The 17,168-nt window shown below is 65.8% G+C and carries 14 protein-coding genes; 13 read left to right on the top strand and 1 reads right to left on the bottom strand.

Features of this window, described 5'->3' with window-relative positions; translation table 11 throughout:
- Positions 1-53: 53 nt before the first annotated feature.
- From NL2_RS12385 to NL2_RS12360, 6 genes are all read left to right on the top strand, one after another.
- Positions 54-497 carry a hypothetical protein gene (locus NL2_RS12385; protein ID WP_245647674.1) on the top strand — a complete coding sequence of 148 codons (444 nt, stop codon included), beginning with the start codon at positions 54-56 and terminating at the stop codon, positions 495-497.
- Positions 498-670: 173 nt separating this feature from the next.
- Positions 671-2,101 (top strand): circularly permuted type 2 ATP-grasp protein, encoded by a 1,431-nt coding sequence (locus tag NL2_RS12380; RefSeq protein ID WP_068075668.1) that lies wholly within the window; start codon positions 671-673, stop codon positions 2,099-2,101.
- 20 nt (positions 2,102-2,121) lie between these two features.
- On the top strand, positions 2,122-3,069 hold the full coding sequence (locus NL2_RS12375; protein WP_068075666.1) for an alpha-E domain-containing protein: 948 nt from the start codon (positions 2,122-2,124) through the stop codon (positions 3,067-3,069).
- A 15-nt stretch (positions 3,070-3,084) separates the two neighbouring features.
- Positions 3,085-3,897: a transglutaminase family protein gene (locus tag NL2_RS12370; RefSeq protein ID WP_068075664.1), complete on the top strand. Its 813-nt coding sequence runs from the start codon at positions 3,085-3,087 to the stop codon at positions 3,895-3,897.
- Positions 3,898-4,012: 115 nt separating this feature from the next.
- The gene (locus NL2_RS12365) at positions 4,013-4,780 is read left to right on the top strand and encodes a proteasome-type protease (RefSeq protein ID WP_068075775.1); all 768 of its coding nucleotides are present in this window, start codon (positions 4,013-4,015) and stop codon (positions 4,778-4,780) included.
- Positions 4,781-5,182: 402 nt separating this feature from the next.
- A complete protein-coding gene (locus NL2_RS12360; protein WP_068075662.1) occupies positions 5,183-5,797 on the top strand; it encodes a response regulator transcription factor in 615 nt (204 codons plus the stop codon).
- Between the two features lie 114 nt (positions 5,798-5,911).
- Here the strand turns inward: NL2_RS12360 and NL2_RS12355 are convergent, their stop codons facing one another.
- Positions 5,912-6,628: an extensin family protein gene (locus NL2_RS12355; RefSeq protein WP_068075659.1), complete on the bottom strand. Its 717-nt coding sequence runs from the start codon at positions 6,626-6,628 to the stop codon at positions 5,912-5,914.
- Between the two features lie 154 nt (positions 6,629-6,782).
- Between NL2_RS12355 and NL2_RS12350 the strand changes: the two genes are divergently transcribed.
- The 7 genes from NL2_RS12350 to NL2_RS12320 all read left to right on the top strand — a co-directional run bounded on the left by NL2_RS12350 (position 6,783) and on the right by NL2_RS12320 (position 17,168).
- On the top strand, positions 6,783-7,931 hold the full coding sequence (locus NL2_RS12350; RefSeq protein ID WP_068075657.1) for a phosphoserine transaminase: 1,149 nt from the start codon (positions 6,783-6,785) through the stop codon (positions 7,929-7,931).
- Between the two features lie 119 nt (positions 7,932-8,050).
- Complete coding sequence (serA, locus tag NL2_RS12345; RefSeq protein WP_068075654.1) at positions 8,051-9,634, top strand: phosphoglycerate dehydrogenase; 1,584 nt, start codon at positions 8,051-8,053, stop codon at positions 9,632-9,634.
- A 200-nt stretch (positions 9,635-9,834) separates the two neighbouring features.
- Positions 9,835-10,953 (top strand): ATP phosphoribosyltransferase regulatory subunit, encoded by a 1,119-nt coding sequence (locus tag NL2_RS12340; protein WP_068075651.1) that lies wholly within the window; start codon positions 9,835-9,837, stop codon positions 10,951-10,953.
- A 146-nt stretch (positions 10,954-11,099) separates the two neighbouring features.
- On the top strand, positions 11,100-12,404 hold the full coding sequence (locus NL2_RS12335) for an adenylosuccinate synthase (protein WP_068075648.1): 1,305 nt from the start codon (positions 11,100-11,102) through the stop codon (positions 12,402-12,404).
- 2 nt (positions 12,405-12,406) lie between these two features.
- Positions 12,407-12,922, top strand: coding sequence for a L,D-transpeptidase family protein (locus tag NL2_RS12330; protein ID WP_068075643.1), 516 nt, complete (start codon positions 12,407-12,409; stop codon positions 12,920-12,922).
- A gap of 142 nt (positions 12,923-13,064) precedes the next feature.
- A complete protein-coding gene (locus NL2_RS12325) occupies positions 13,065-14,228 on the top strand; it encodes a helix-turn-helix domain-containing protein (RefSeq protein WP_068075639.1) in 1,164 nt (387 codons plus the stop codon).
- A 456-nt stretch (positions 14,229-14,684) separates the two neighbouring features.
- The gene (locus NL2_RS12320) at positions 14,685-17,168 is read left to right on the top strand and encodes a TonB-dependent receptor (RefSeq protein ID WP_068075636.1); all 2,484 of its coding nucleotides are present in this window, start codon (positions 14,685-14,687) and stop codon (positions 17,166-17,168) included.

Below are 17,168 nucleotides of genomic sequence, written 5' to 3'. Positions count from 1 at the left end.
GCTCGGCGAGAATGCGCTCCACTCCATCGGATTCGACCAGAGGCGCAAGGATCGTGGCACCGCACAATTGGTGGCTGTTCGCAGGCGGCATGCTCAGTGCCGTGGCGTCGCTGGCGCACCTTGGCTGTATCTGGCGCGGTGCGGCGTGGTATCGCTTCTTCGGCGCAGGGGAGCGCATGGCCCGGCAAGTCGAGCGCGGTGCGACTGCGCCGACCGTCATTACGCTGGCGATCGCGGCGACGCTGGCGCTGTGGGCGGTTTGCGCACTGTCGGGCGCGGGCGTGCTGCCTCGCCTGCCGCTACTGTACCCCGGACTGACGATCATCGCGGCGATCTACCTGCTGCGCGCGGCGGCGCTGCCGTTGATGCTTCGCACGATGCCCGACCGTAGCACGCGGTTTCTCGTGACCAGTTCGGCCATCGTGCTCGCGATAGGCCTGATTCACGCCGTCGGGCTGTACGTCGCATTTCGGCACGGGGCGGGCAAACTGGGCTAAATCCACCCCATCCCCCTTGCCTTCCGCCCGGTTGCGGGCATAACTCGCGGCAGGGGCGCCCACGCTCTCCCTTGCGGGCTAGCGCGAGAGAACAGTTTTTTCTTCGCAGGTGCAGCATGGCTGCTTGGCAAACCGCCACGCATGGTGCATCCAGCTAGCAACGGGATGACGCGATGAACCAAACTTCCGCTGCGTGCTTTGACGAAATGATCGACGCGGATGGCGCGGTGCGAAGCGCTTATGGCGGCTACAGCGCATGGTACAACGAACAGGTGCCCGAGCTTTTGCGCCGCAAGGGGCTCGAGGCCGAGGCGTTCTTCCGCCGCACCGGGATCACCTTCAACGTCTATGGCGATGAAGACGCCGAGGAACGGCTGATCCCGTTCGACATGGTGCCCCGCATCATCACCGCCACCCAGTGGCGGCGGCTGGAAAAGGGCATCGAGCAGCGCGTGCGCGCGCTCAACGCGTTCCTCCACGATCTCTACCACCGCCAGGAAATCGTGCGGTCGGGGCGATTGCCCGAGCGGCTGCTGCAGAATAACCCGGCGTTCCTGCACGAGATGGTCGGCTTCACCCCGCCCGGCGGGGTCTATACCCACATCGTCGGCATCGACCTTGTCCGCACCGGCGAGGACGACTTCATGGTGCTGGAAGACAACGCCCGCACCCCGTCCGGCGTCTCCTACATGCTGGAGAACCGCGAGACGATGATGGCGATGTTCCCCGAACTGTTCACCCGGGTGCGGGTGCGCGATGTGTCGGACTATCCGCGCCGCCTGGCCCGCAGCCTGGCCGCCTGCGCGCCGGCCGGGGCATCGAGCAAGCCGGTGGTCGCGGTGCTGACGCCGGGCATCTACAACAGCGCCTATTTCGAGCATGCGTTCCTGGCGGACCAGATGGGCGCCGAACTGGTCGAGGGCAGCGACTTGCGCGTCGAGAACGGCCGCATCGCGATGCGCACCACCTGCGGCTACGAACCGATCGACGTGATCTATCGCCGGGTGGACGACGAATACCTCGATCCGCTGACGTTCAATCCCAACAGCGTGCTGGGTGTATCGGGGATCATGGACGTCTATCGCGCGGGCGGGGTGACCATCGCCAATGCGCCGGGCACCGGCATTGCCGACGACAAGGCGATCTACAGCTTCATGCCCGAGATCGTGGAGTTCTACACCGGCGAGAAGCCGATCCTGCCCAACGTGCCGACCTGGCGCTGCGCCGAGGCGGATTCGCTGGCCTATGTGCTCGACAATCTGGCCGATCTGGTGGTCAAGGAAGTCCACGGGTCGGGCGGCTACGGCATGCTGATCGGGCCGACGTCGTCGAAGAAGGAAATCGCGAGATTCGCCGAAAAGCTTCGCGCCAAGCCGCAGAACTACATCGCCCAACCCACGCTGTCGCTGTCCACGGTGCCGATCTTCACCAAGGCCGGGCTTGCGCCGCGCCACGTCGATCTGCGCCCGTTCGTGCTGGTGTCCCCCGGCGGGGTGGACATCACCCCGGGCGGATTGACCCGCGTCGCGCTCAAGAAGGGCAGCCTCGTGGTCAATTCCAGCCAGGGCGGCGGGACCAAGGACAGCTGGGTACTGGACGCTTGATGCGCGCGGGGAGACGCTAGATGCTCGGGAGATCGGCCAACGGCATCTTCTGGATGTTCCGCTATCTCGAGCGGGTGGAAAACACCGCGCGGCTGGTGGAGGCGGGGTTCCGCATGGCATTGACCCGCGATGCGGCCGACGCCAGCGAGGAGTGGCGCTCGGTCATAATCACTGCGGGTCTGCAATCCAGCTACGAGGCCAAGTTCGGCAAGGAATACCCGGGCCACCAGGTGTTCAACTTCATGCTGCGCGACAAGGACAATCCCGGCAACGTGCTGACGATGAGCGAGGCCGCGCGCACCAACGCCCGCATGGTCCGCGCCGGGATCACGCGCGAGCTGTGGGAATCGATCAACGAAAACTGGATGACGCTATGTGATGTGCTGGCGCGGCCGATCCGCGACACCAGCCTTGGCGACATCCTCGATACCATTCGCCGCCAGTCGACCCAGGTGCGCGGCGCGATGATGGGCACGATGTTGCGCAACGAGATCTTCAACTTCGCGCGGATCGGCAAGTTCATCGAACGTGCGGACAACACCGCGCGCATCCTCGACGTGAAGTATTACGTGCTGCTGCCGGCGGTATCGTACGTCGGCTCCAGCCTCGACAACGTGCAGTGGGACAACGTGCTGCGCTCCGTCTCGGGCGAGCGCGCCTATCGCTGGCTCAACGCCGGGCGCATGGATCCGCGCGGCATCGCCGAATTCCTGATCCTCGACGGCCGGTTTCCGCGCAGTCTGGCGTTCTGCTATTCCAAGCTGCGCTCCAACCTGGCGTCGCTGGCGCGCGAATACGGGTCGGAGATGGGCTGCCACGAACTGCTGCGCAACGCCGACAGCCAGTTCCACAGCCTGACTATCGAACGCATCTTCGAGCAGGGCCTGCACGAATTCATCGGCGACTTCATCGCCCGCAACCAGCAACTCGCGCTGCAAATCCAGCGCGATTACCGCTTCATGGAATAGGGAAACGATCCAACGGTGCGTCTCGCGATCGATCACATCACCAGCTACGCGTTTTCCTCGCCGGTTTCCCGCGGCCTGCAACGCCTCAGGCTCACCCCCAAATCGACTTCAGGGCAGCGCATCGTCGACTGGACGATGGAACTGGAAGGGGCCACGCTGGAAGTCGAATACGACGATCACAACCAGAACCACGTGACCCTGATCGCGCTGGTCCCGGGCGCCAGCAGGCTGGTCATCCGCTGCCACGGCGTGGTCGAAACCGCCGACGAATCAGGCATCATCGGGCGCCATGCCGGGCATCTGCCGCTGTGGTACTTCCTGCAATCGACGCCGCTGACGCGCACCGGGCCCAGACTGCGCAGCCTGGCGGCGAGCCTGGCCGGGGCGACCGACCGGGTGGCCATGCTGCACCGCCTGTCGGATGCGATCCACGACAAGGTGGCCTATGCGACCGGGCACACCGACGCCGACACCACCGCCGAAGAGGCGCTGGCGGTGGCGTCCGGCGTTTGCCAGGATCACGCCCACATCTTCATCGCGGTGGCGCGGGCGGCCGGCATTCCGGCCCGCTACGTCAGCGGCTACCTGATGATGGACGATCGCGTGAACCAGGAGGCGGGCCACGCCTGGGCCGAAGCCCACGTCGACGGGCTGGGCTGGGTCGGCTTCGACGTGTCGAACGGGATCTGCCCCGATGCACGCTACGTCCGCATGGCCACCGGGCGCGACTACCGCGATGCCGCGCCGATCACCGGAATCCGGTTCGGCACGCACGAAGAAACCATGAAGGTCTCGCTTGCGGTAGAGCAGCAGCGTATGGAACAGTAGTTTACGGCCAAGCTGCGCCAGCCTCCGAGTCCCGTTTTCGACACGCCGTTTTCGGCAGGCCGGATTTGTGGACCGGGTATCTTTCGTCAGCGCGATGGTCCGGTTGGGGGAATCGATGACCTATTGCGTGGGAATGGTGCTCGACAAGGGCCTCGTGATGATGAGCGACACCCGCACCAATTCGGGCGTCGACAACATCTCGGTGTTCCGCAAGATGCACAGCTGGTCCGTGCCGGGCGAACGCATGATCGCGCTGATGACCGCGGGCAACCTCGCCACCACGCAGGCGGTGATCAGCCAGCTCGAGGAACGCAGCAAGGCACCGCACGAACGCCGGCCATCCGTGCTGGAAGCGCCGACGATGTTCCAGGTCGCAACGATCGTCGGCAATCTGCTGCACGACGTGGTCGAGCGGCGGCAGGACGGGCAGCTGTCTGCGCAAGGACCCCGCTTTACCGCCTCGATCATCATCGCCGGGCAGATCAAGGGCATGGAACCGCGCCTGTTCATGATCTATCCCGAAGGCAACTTCATCGAAGCCTCGTTCGACACCCCGTTTTTCCAGATCGGCGAGACCAAGTACGGGCGCCCGATCATCTTGCGCGGGTACGACCGGTCGATGAGCTTCGAGGATGCGGTCAAGCTGCTGATGGTGTCGTTCGATTCCACCGTGGCGGCCAACTTGTCGGTCGGGCTGCCGTTCGATCTGCTGGTGATGGAGCGTGACAACTTCGAACCGCTGCACCAGCGCCGGATTCTCAACAGCGATCCCTATTTCAAGGCGATCTCGTCCGGCTGGGGCGAGGCGTTGCGCCAGGCGTTCCACTCGCTGCCGGCCTATTCGTTCGACGATCCCGCCGCGCTGCCCAGCCCGATCGAATAGCCGCTTCGGCAGCGTCAACCGGCTACGCGGCTGGCTGTACCCAGCTTCTTTAGAGCCCCTCCGACGGCGCCTCGCAAGGGCGCCGTTTCGGCGTGAGCGAACCATCCGATTTCGACGTACCGATGGTGCTTAAGTAATTGTACTAAGGTGAATTGCTTGCTGCAAAATGGGTCGGCGTCAACCGTATTCGGTTACTGATTGTGGTGGCCGGAATAGGTAGTTGCGGCTGTAACAACAAACGATTTCACGCCATTTTGAAGCGGACTGGGATTTTTGGTCCGATTTGGAAGTGACCAACAGCAGGACTTCGTACGTATGCAAGCCATGCAGCTGGATTTGATGGTCCGAAACGGGTTGATTGCCGATAGCCAAGCGAGCTGTGGTGACCACTTAGTAACATCCATGAGCAACGCCACCCTTCACATCCTCGACAGCGACGCGGCACGCCGTGCCAAGCTCGCGCGCCTTGCCTTCACGGCCGGGTTCCATGCCGAAATCTATGCCGATTGTGCAGAACTGCTGGGGCATGCCCCGACCTCGGGCATGGTGTTGATCCACGATGAACGCGGCACCGAGGTGCAGCACCTGATGGCCCAGATGCTTGCCTTCGGCGCGTGGTTGCCGGTGGTGGCCGTGGCCGAGGACCCCGACACGGTCAGCGTGGTGCAAGCGATCAAGGCCGGCGCGCTCGACTATCTGGCGCTGCCGCTCGACATCGGTCCGCTCAAGGAAGCGGTCGCACGAGCGGAAGTCGAAGCCGAAGGCCATCGTGCCCAGCGCGCCCGTGCCGCCGAAGCACGCCAGCGCATCGGCCGGCTCTCGATGCGCGAGCGCGAAGTGCTCGATCGCCTGGCCGCCGGCTGCAGCAACAAGGCGATCGCCCGCGACCTAGAGATCAGTCCGCGCACGGTCGAGATCCATCGCATGAAGATGATGGGCAAGCTGGGCGCGCGCCATGCCGCCGAAGCCGTCCGGCTGCGGATCGAGGCCACCGGTCTCGACGATCTGGCCGCCTGATTGTTAACGATCCGGCCGCCGTTGCGTTAACCATTAGCCGCAGGGTCGCACCACCCTTCGGGTCGCACTTCAGGACGACAGCGGTAGCAGCCGGGTCGTCCTTCCCAGACACGATCAGTGGCAGAAACGGCCGTCGCCCAGCTCGACATGCAGGTGGTCGCGGTGCGCCGCGTTGTAGTCCGGGCTCAGCACGGTGCCGAACCGCTTGCACGCGCTGGCGCGCACCACGCGCAAGAACTGGCGCACGGCCGGGTCGGGGTTGTTCCAGTCGCCCAGCACGGTGATCCGCCGTCCGTCGGCCAGCGCGAAGCCGGATACGTCGATCGCATTGGCGCTGGCGTGTGCCGACAGCCGGTCGCTGCCCGCGACATTGCGGCATGAATAGCTGCCGAAGGTCTCCACCCGCACCAGCGGGCTGCCGAGGATCTGCAGCGCGGCCCGGCCCGCGCCGAACCGCGTCCAGCCGGTAAATCCGCGCGCCATGCTGCACGACACCACCGGCAGATTCGATACCATGACCAGCCGGTCGTCGCCCGGCACCCCGCGCAAGTCGATCGCGTTGGCGCGGTAGCAGCCATTGCCATAGTCGCGATCGTCGAGCCGCAGGAACGTGTCGTGCGCCCCGCGCAAGTCGGCAAGGCAGCTTTCGCCTTGGGCCGAGGTGGGGCGCGGGATGGCCTGCGGGCCCCTGTGAGCGTTGGCGTGCGCCGCCGTATGCGCGCGGTTGCGGTGCTGCGGCTGCGGGCGCGACGGCCCGAGGCAGCTTGCCAGCAGCGCCACGAGCACGAGCGCCAGAGCGGGGCGGAAGCTTGGTGATTGGGGGGTTGGCATCGCGCGCCATCATGGCGGGCAAATGCTGAACCGCCAAGAAACTGTAACCGGTGCGGTGCAGCATCGGTCCTTGACAGGGGGCGGCTTGTCTCTAAGGCCGCCGACGGGCCACGCGGTCCCAACGCCGCGCGTGCTCTCTGCAAGGAGAGACTACATGACTGAGCTTACCCGTCCGGCGCGCAAGCCTGCGCGCCCGTTCTTCTCTTCCGGTCCCTGCGCGAAGCCGCCGGGCTGGGCTCCCGAAAAACTCGCCACCGAATCGCTGGGCCGCTCGCACCGCGCCAAGATCGGCAAGGCGCGCCTGCAGTACAGCATCGACCTGATGCGCGAAGTGCTGCAGTTGCCCGACACGCACCGCATCGGCATCGTCCCCGGTTCCGACACCGGCGCGTTCGAGATGGCGATGTGGACGATGCTGGGCCAACGCCCCGTCACCACGCTCGCCTGGGAAAGCTTCGGCGAGGGTTGGGTGACCGACGCGGTCAAGCAGCTCAAGATCGATCCCACCGTGATCCGCGCCGACTACGGCCATTTGCCTGAGTTGGGTCAGGTCGATTGGTCGAACGACGTGCTGTTCACCTGGAACGGCACCACCAGCGGCGTGCGCGTGCCGAACGCCGACTGGATCCCCGCTGACCGCGAAGGCCTGTCGTTCGCCGACGCGACCAGCGCGGTGTTCGCCTATGACATCGACTGGGCCAAGATCGACGTCGCGACGTTCTCGTGGCAGAAAGTGCTGGGCGGCGAAGGCGCGCACGGCGTGCTGATCCTGGGCCCGCGCGCGGTCGAGCGGCTCGAAAGCTACACCCCCGCCTGGCCGCTGCCCAAAGTGTTCCGGCTCGTTTCCAAGGGCAAGCTGACCGAAGGCGTGTTCAAGGGCGAGACGATCAACACCCCGTCGATGCTGGCGGTGGAAGATGCGATCTTCGCGCTCGAATGGGCCAAGGGGCTGGGCGGGCTGAATGGCCTGAAGGCGCGCAGCGATGCCAACGCCGCCGCGCTGGATAAGGTTGTGGCCGAACGCTCGTGGCTGAGCCACCTCGCCGCCGATCCAGCCAGCCGCTCCAGGACCTCGGTGTGCCTGTCGGTCGAAGGTGCCGACGAAGCCATGATCAAGGCGTTCGCCGGTGCGCTCGAGAAGGAAGGCGCGGCCTATGACATCGCCGGATACCGCGATGCCCCGCCGGGCTTGCGCATCTGGTGCGGCGCCACGGTCGATGCCGCCGATATCGCGGCATTGGGCCCGTGGCTCGACTGGGCTTACGCTTCGGTGAAAGCCGAAGTGCAGGCTGCCAACTCCTAATATGATCCGTCACCCTGAACTTGTTTCAGGGTCCATTTCTCCCATCGCACCGCCGGAGCCAGTGGCGCGATGGATGCTGAAACAAGTTCAGCATGACGATTTCTGAATTGGAATTTCCCATGACCAAGCCCCGCGTACTCATTTCCGACCAGATGGACCCCAAGGCCGAGCAGATATTCCGCGAGCGCGGCTGCGATGTCGATGTCATCACCGGCAAGACGCCCGAGGAGCTGGGCGAGATCATCGGCCAGTACGATGGCCTCGCGATCCGTTCGACCACCAAGCTGACCAAGGAGCTGATCGCCAAGGCGACCAACCTCAAGGTTGTCGGCCGCGCCGGGATCGGGGTGGACAACATCGATATCCCCGCTGCATCGGTGAAGGGCATCGTGGTGATGAACACCCCGTTCGGCAATTCGATCACCACCGCCGAACACGCCATCGCGCTGATGTTCGCGCTCGCCCGCCAGCTGCCCGAGGCGGACGCCTCGACCCAAGCCGGCAAGTGGGAGAAGAACCGCTTCATGGGCGTGGAAGTCACCGGCAAGACGCTGGGGCTGATCGGCGCGGGCAACATCGGTTCGATCGTCGCCAGCCGCGCGCTGGGGCTGCGCATGAAGGTGGTGGCGTTCGATCCGTTCCTCACCCCCGAACGCGCGGTGGAGATGGGCGTGGAGAAGGCCGATCTCGACACGCTGCTGGCGAAGGCGGACTTCATCACGCTGCACACGCCGCTGACCGACCAGACGCGCAACATCCTGTCGGCCGAAAACCTCGCCAAGACCAAGCCGGGCGTGCGCATCATCAACTGTGCGCGCGGTGGGCTGATCGATGAGGTTGCGCTGAAGGCCGGGCTCGATTCGGGCCACATCGCGGGCGCCGCGCTCGACGTGTTCGTGAAGGAACCGGCCAAGGAATCGCCGCTGTTCGGCACGCCCAACTTCATCTCCACCCCGCACCTCGGCGCCTCGACCGACGAGGCGCAGGTCAACGTGGCGATCCAGGTGGCCGAGCAGCTGTCGGATTACCTGATCAGCGGCGGGGTCACCAACGCGCTCAACATGCCGTCGCTTTCGGCCGAGGAAGCGCCGAAGTTGAAGCCCTATATGGCGCTGGCCGAGCGCCTGGGCAGCCTGGTGGGCCAGCTGGCGCACGACAACCTCACCAAGATCAGCATCGAGGTCGAAGGCGCCGCCGCGCAGCTCAACATCAAGCCGATCACCGGCGCGGTGCTGGCGGGGCTGATGCGTCGCTATTCGGACACGGTGAACATGGTCAACGCGCCGTTCCTGGCCAAGGAGCGCGGATTGGACGTGCGCGAAGTGCGCCATGACCGCGAAGGCGTGTACCACACGCTGGTGCGCGTCACCGTCGCTACCAGCCAGGGCGAACGCTCGGTCGCGGGCACCTTGTTCGGCAACACCCAGCCGCGCCTGGTCGAAATCTTCGGCATCGGCATCGAGGCCGATCTCGACGGGCACATGCTGTACATCGTCAACGAGGATGCGCCCGGCTTCATCGGCCGCATCGGCACGCTGCTGGGCCAGAACGGCATCAACATCGGCACCTTCCACCTCGGCCGGCGCGATGCCGGTGGCGAGGCGGTGCTGCTGCTCTCGCTCGACAGCCCGATGCCGCAGGACCTGATGAAGGAAGCCTGCGCGCTGCCCGGCGTGAAGACCGTGCGCGCGCTGGAATTCTGATCAGGCGTTGGCGAGCGTCCTTCGACAGGCTCAGGACGAGCGGGGGTGGATTCACTTCCGTTCGTCCCGAGCCGGTTGTTAAAATTTCCGCTCATCCTGAGCTTGTCGAAGGATCGCTTTTCTTCTTTGCTTTGCGCTATGTCGCCAAAAGAAGGGCAGTCCTTCGACAGGCTCAGGACGGTCGGGAATAAAGATTTATCATGGACGACAGCGACCCCGATCTGCTCCCCGAGGGGCTTGAAGACCGCCTGCCGCGCAGCGCGGCAGCGGCGACGCGGGCGATGCGCGCGATCCAGGACGTGATGCACGGCCACGGTTACGACCGCGTGCTGCCGCCGATGATCGAGTTCGAGCGCAGTCTGGCCAGCCGCATGGCCGGCATCCAGTCGCGCCGCATGTTCCGCTTCGTCGATCCGTCGAGCCTGCGGATGATGGCGCTGCGATCGGACATGACCCCGCAAGTGGGCCGCATCGCCGAAACCCGGCTGGTGCAGGCGCCGCGCCCGCTGCGGCTGTGCTATTCCGGACAAGTGCTGACGATCAAGGGGCAGGGCCTCGATCCGGCGCGCGAGCGGTTGCAGTGCGGCGCCGAACTGATCGGCGTGGACAATGTCGCGGCGGCGAGCGAGATCGTCGCGCTGGCGATCGAAGCGCTGGCGGCGGCGGGTGCGCACGGCATCAGCGTCGATTTCACGCTGCCCGACCTGGTCGATACGCTGTCCGAAAAGGCCATGCCGTTGCAGCCCGGTCAGATCGACGCGGTGCGCCGCGAGCTCGATTCCAAGGACGCCGGCGGGCTGGTCGATGCCGGCGGCGCGGCCTACGTTCCGCTGCTGTACGCTACAGGCGAGTTCGAGAGCGCGCTGGCGCGGCTGGCCGAGATCGATGCGGGCGGGGCGCTTGCCAGCCGGATCGCGGCCTTGCGCCAGATCGCGGCGAGCCTTGACGGCACCGCGCGGCTGACGCTCGACCCCAGCGAACGCCACGGCTTCGAATACCAGAGCTGGTTCGGCTTCATGCTCTATGCACAGGGCGTGCGCGGCGCGGTCGGGCGTGGCGGCACGTACCGCATCGCGGGTGAGGGTGAAGGCGAAGTCGCCACCGGCTTCTCGCTCTATCCCGACGCGCTGATCGACCTGGCCGCCGCCAGCGAAGCGCCGCAGGACGCGGTGTTCCTGCCGCTGGGCCACGACCGCGAGACTGCCGCGCGGCTGCGTTCGATCGGCTGGCGCACGGTCGCCGCGCTCGACGCTGCCGATGGCGCCGCGCGACTGGGCTGCACGCATGTGCTGGGCGCCAACGGGCCGGAGCCGCTGTGAACCTGTCACAGGCTTGACTTGCGCCGCCCAGTCACCCTACGGCGCGCACCGCATCAGGAGCCTTCGCTCCGACCAACCATCCGCAACGCCGAGTCCTGTCGAAGGGCGTTTTCCGGATCCACCTGGCAGGGTGGAGGAGTGTATCCATGGCCAACGTCACCGTGATCGGCGCCCAGTGGGGCGATGAAGGCAAAGGCAAGATCGTCGATTGGCTGGCCAGCCGCGCCGACGCCGTCGTGCGCTTCCAAGGCGGCCACAATGCCGGGCACACGCTGGTCGTAGGGAACGAGGTGTACAAGCTCAGTCTGTTGCCGTCGGGCATCGTGCGCGGCACGCTGTCGATCATCGGCAACGGCGTGGTGCTCGACCCGTGGGCGCTGAAGGCCGAGATCGAGAAGCTGACCGGGCAGGGCGTGACGATCCATTCGGAAAACTTCGCGATTGCCGACAACTGCCCGCTGATCCTGCCGCTGCACCGCGATCTCGACGGGTTGCGCGAAGGCGCGGCGGGCGCGGGCAAGATCGGCACCACCGGGCGCGGCATCGGCCCCGCGTACGAGGACAAGGTCGGTCGCCGCGCGATTCGCGTGTGCGATCTGGCGCATCTCGATGCGCTCGACAGCCAGCTTGATCGCCTGTGCGCGCACCACGATGCGCTGCGCGCCGGCTTCGGCCAGCCGCCGGTCGATCGCGCCGCGCTGATCGAGGAGCTGCGCGAGATCGCGCCGTTCGTGCTGCAGTTCGCGCAGCCGGTGTGGAAGCGCCTGAAAAAAGTGCGCAAAGCCGGCGCGCGTATCCTGTTCGAAGGCGCGCAGGGCGTGCTGCTCGATGTCGACCACGGCACCTATCCGTTCGTCACCTCGTCCAACACCGTCAGCGGCACCGCTGCCAGCGGATCGGGGCTGGGGCCGAACTCGACAGGGTTCGTGCTCGGCATTGTCAAGGCCTACACCACGCGCGTGGGATCGGGTCCGTTCCCGACCGAGCTGGAGGATGAAACCGGCCAGAAGCTGGGCGAACGCGGCCACGAATTCGGCACCGTCACCGGGCGCAAGCGCCGCTGCGGCTGGTTCGACGCGGTGCTGGTGCGCCAGTCGTGCGCGATTTCGGGCGTGACCGGCATCGCGCTGACCAAGCTCGACGTGCTCGACGGGTTCGACAAAGTGCGCATCTGCACCGGCTACCGCCTGCGCGGCAGCGATGGCGTGGTCAAAGTGCTCGACTATTTCCCCAGCCATTCGGCCGACCAGGCCTCGGTCGAGCCGATCTACGAGGAAATGGACGGCTGGAAGGACACCACCGCCGGCGCGCGCAGCTGGGCCGACCTGCCGGCGCAGGCGATCAAGTACATCCAGCGCGTGCAGGAACTGATCGAAACGCCGGTCGCGCTGGTTTCCACCAGCCCCGAGCGCGAGGACACCATCCTCGTGCGCGATCCGTTCGTGGATTGACCATGCGGCTGCCGCGCCGGGTGCTGCCGCTGGCGATGGCAGTGGCAGGCGCGGGCGCGATGCAGGCGTCGGCGCAAGTTGCCGACGCGGGCGAGCCATCGGCCGAGGTCGATCTGGTCGTGGTGCACAAGGCCGCGCGCCAGCTGATATTGCAGGCCGGCGGCCGCGTGGTGCGCACCTACGATCACATCCAGCTGGGCGAGCAGCCGGTGGGCCCCAAGCATTTCCAAGGCGACGGGCGCACCCCCGAAGGCCGCTACACCATCGATTACGGCAATCCTTCCAGCAGCTATCACCTCTCGCTGCACATCACGTATCCCGATTCGCGCGACACCGCGCTGGCGCGCGCGGCGGGTCGCGCGCCCGGCGGGCAGATCTTCATCCATGGCCAGCCCAACGGTACCCATGGCCGGGTGACGGGCGACTGGACCGATGGCTGCATCGCGCTCGACGATGCCGAAATTGAGGAATTGTGGGAGCTTGTGCCCGATGGCACCCCGATCGAGATCGGTCATTGATCCAAAACCGAAGTTTCTGATCTTGACCTGAACCCTTTTTGTTCTACGCCTGTTCTGGCGCGGAAACGTTACGCAAAGGCACATGGCGCCGCATCGGTGTCGCGTTCAGCCCGGCGTGGCCCGCGATCGGAGGTCAAGGCTGATGAGCACCGCTGCGTACCGGTTCGACCGCGACCCCGCCAACGATTTTGGGACGCAGCCGCTGGTGGTTTCGATCTTTGCCGATCGCAGCTATTTGCGCGCCGAAATCGCGGAGGATGCGGCAGCGGCCGGGCTGCGTGTGGCGCAGGCCACCGACTTGGCGCAACTGCTGCTGTCCGACCAATCGCGGCCAGACGAGTTGCGGCCAGATGACGCGCGGGCAGACCAAGTGGGGCCGGTTGAATACAAGCTGGGCGATCTCGTGCTGGTCGATTGCCCGGTGATCGACGGGGCTGAGATGGCGGCGCTGTCGCGGCTCGACATGCGCGTTGCGCAATGCGGGGCGCAAATGGTGGTGTCCACCAGCATCGGTTCGCTGGACGATGTGTTCGGCTGCCTCGACCAGTCCGACGCGCAGATTCTCGTCACCCCCAGCCGCGCCGAACGGATGATCGCGCTGGGCCGCATCATGGCGCGCGGCGCCGGTGCGCGCGTGCGCGAACTGGGTGAGGACGAACGCCTCGCGCTGTTGCGCCTGACCGAACAGGTCACCCAGATCGCACAGAAGCTCGACAGCCTTTCGGGCGGCGGTCCTTTTGCGAATGGCGGCGGCCATGGTCCTGGTCTCGGCAATGCGATGCGGGGCAGCTTCGATGCTGGCGCTGGCTGTGATGATGGCGATGACGATCGCAATGGGGACGACGATCCATCGGCCTTCCGCTTCCGCTCGCCCGCGCCGGGCTACACCGCTGCTCCGCTTCACGCCGCCGCTGCCGATCCGGCCACCGACCGGCTGGTGCGCGCATCGCGCCATCCGCTGCCCGATCCGCGCCTGATCCGGCGCGTGATCCGGCAGCGCCAGTTGCGCGCGCGCTTCTTCGAAGGTGAGCTGTTCGCCGATCCGGCGTGGGACATGCTGCTCGACCTCACTGCCGCGCGCGCCGAACATATCCGCGTGTCGGTGACTTCGCTGTGCATCGCCTCGGGTGTTCCGCCCACCACCGCGCTGCGCTGGATCGGGCAGATGACCGACGTCGGGCTGCTCCAGCGGGTGGACGATGAAACTGACCGGCGCCGCGCGTTCATCACCCTCACCGAAAAGGCGGCGGATGCCATGGCGCGCTACTTCGGCGAACTGGGCAACGGCGCCGCCAAGCTCGTTTAGGGCGATCGCCCGTTCCCCTCGCATCGTCGGGGCTGCTTTGGCTGTCCCGATCTCCGCAATATCCGTCACGCTAGGGGCGTTGTCGGCTCGGACGGATGTCCTGGCTGCTGCGGCTGTCAACGGTGGCGATCGCGTCGCCGCGCCGCCGTGGGCATTGCCCGCCCCGTGCGGGCCCGCAAGTTGCGCGCCCGCCCTCTCCCGCCCGCCACATGCTCGCCCACATCACCCGCTCACTTCGGCCCGGTTCCTTTCGCATCCGGTTCGGTTGGTTCGGTGTCCGTCGCGTGCCAACGGCGTCATTCGCGTGACGCGGAAAGCGGATGTGTCATCGAACCTACTTCAATCGGACACGCAGCCGTCGCACTTGGCCCCTACCGCCGCCTCGGGTTGGGGGGCGAAGTCGGCGCGTGCGCGCGTTCGGCGGGCGCTCCCTTTGCGATTTTCAAGGGGGCTTAGATGCAACGCGTTTTCAGGACTTTCATCACGCGCGTCGTTCCGGTCATGCTGGCCGGCGTTTCGACCACGGCGATGGCCGCGACCACCGATACGGATAGCGGCGCGTCCGCCGCTGCGCCATCCGCAGTGACCGCCGATGCGGCAGCCGCGGCAGACGGGGCGGCCAGCGGGCTGGGCGAAATCATCGTGACCGCGCAGAAGCGCCCCGAAAACCTGCAGCAGACGCCGATCGCGATTTCGGTGCTCGGTGCTGACGACCTGACCAACCGCCACGCCCAGTCGCTGCTCGATCTGGGGGACGGCGCGGTGCCCTCGCTGCGCATCGCGCCGTTCTTTTCGCGCCCCAGCGCGCTGATCATCAACGTCCGCGGGGTGGGTGTGCTGTCGGATTCCAACCAGCCGGCGCGCGATCAGGGCGTGGGCATCTACATCGACGGGGTCTACCTCGGCCGCGCCCAAGGGCTTGGCTCAGCACTGTTTGACGTCGCCAACATCGAAGTGCTCAAAGGCCCGCAAGGCACGCTGTTCGGCCGCAACACCGAAGGCGGCGCAGTCAACATCGTGACCAAGCGGCCGAGCGGTGAATATAAGGTCAACGCCACCGTGGGTGCCGGAAACTACGGCAGCTACAAGGGTGAAGTCCATGTCGATCTGCCTGAATTCGCCAATCTGAGCGTCAAGCTCGATGGGATCGTCAGCCATCGTGGCGGCATGGTGAAGAACCCGCTGGCCGGCGCTTCGGACTTCAACGCCTATGACAAGCGCGGCATCCACGGCGAAGTGCTGTGGAAGCCGGCGCCCAACTTCAGCGCCGATCTGTCATACGATGCGTCGTACGATGCGACCACCACGCTGTACCTGCAGCTGATTTCGCCCGGCACCGGCCTGGCCGCTACCGCCACGGCACCGGCGCTTGCACCCAACAAGCTCGCCGCGATCGGCCCGGTCCAGCCGACTCGCGCCTCGACCGCCGTAGTCGGCTCTCCCGAACAGCCCGGAATCGGTAACACGCACGGCGTGCGCCTCGGTCTCGATTGGCACATCGCCCCGCAAGTGACGCTGAAGTCGATCACATCGTATCGCACGCTGCGCCAGAGCCAGTTCGACAACGGCAATGCGGTGCCGTCGCTGCAGCAACCGCTGACCACGGCCAACCCCACCGGCAGCTTCGTCGGCTTCGCATTCTCGCGCTACAGCCTCGCCAAGTTCAAGCAGCACCAGTTCAGTCAGGAACTGCAGGCCGTGGGCGAGCTCGACCGGCTGCAGTTCGCGTTCGGCGCCTTGTATTATCAGGAAAAGGTTTCGGACAACGCGCAGACGGTCAACACCAACGTGTTCGCCGATGCGGCGGGCATCGGCTACACCTTGCGCAACTACAATCTCGACACCCAGCCGCTCGATCGTGCGAGCCACGTCAAGACCACCAGCATCGGTGCCTATGGCCAGGCGACTTACACGCCGCCGCTGCTCGACGATGCGATCCACCTGACCGCAGGCGGCCGCTATACCCACGACAAGAAGGAGGGCGCGCTCGACATCGTCAACGGGGCAGCTCCGATTCTGCCGGTCAACGGCACGAACGTGGTCGGGCCGATCCCGCTCAATGCGTCGTGGTCGCGCTTCGATCCGATGGTCAATCTGGCGATCGACGCATCGCGCGACATTCACTTTTACGGCAAGTGGAGCACCGGCTACAAATCGGGCGGCGCCAACTCGCGCTCGCTCAGCTACCAGACGTTCAATCCCGAAACCGTCTCGATGTTCGAGATCGGCGCCAAGACGGAGTTCTGGAACCGCCGCGCGCGGCTTAACGTGGCCGCCTATACCGGCCGGTACAAGGACATCCAGCTCGACTTCAGCGGGTTGTACGAGGATGTGATCAACGGCGTGCGCGTGGCGACAACGCGTACCACCACCAACACCGTCAATGCGCCAGGCACCGGTCGGCTCAAGGGCATCGAGGCCGAGTTCACGCTCGCCCCGGTCACCGGCCTGACGCTGACCGCCAGCTATGCCTATAACAGCGTGAAGATCCCCAACACGCTGAACCCCTTCCCGCAGACGGGCGGGGTGTTCATCACCGTGCCGGTGCCGATCTACCAGGTCTATACCCCCAAGTACGCGGCCAGTGGCTCGATCGATTACGAGATCCCAGGCAACGGGTTCACCTTCCGTGGACACTTCGATGGCAACTATGACTCCGGCTACTACGCCAACTACACCGACACCACGTACGATCCGGTGACCCGCGCGGTGCGCTTTGCGCAGCCCAAGGGCGAGCATGGGCTGGTGTTCAACGGTCGATTGGCGATTGCCGATATCGACATGGGCGGCACCGGTGCGAAGTTGACCGTCGCGGTGTGGGCGCGCAACCTGACCAACGAACAGCACTTGTTCTACAAGTCCGGCTCGCCGACCTCCGGGGTCACCGGCTTCTACAACGATTTCCGCACGTTCGGTGTGGAAGCCAATATCAAGATGTAG

The sequence above is a fragment of the Novosphingobium lentum NBRC 107847 genome (assembly GCF_001590965.1).
GTDB classification, from domain to species: domain Bacteria; phylum Pseudomonadota; class Alphaproteobacteria; order Sphingomonadales; family Sphingomonadaceae; genus Novosphingobium; species Novosphingobium lentum.
Note: the sequence above shows the minus strand (reverse complement) of the source record. Positions and strands in the feature narration are given on the sequence as shown.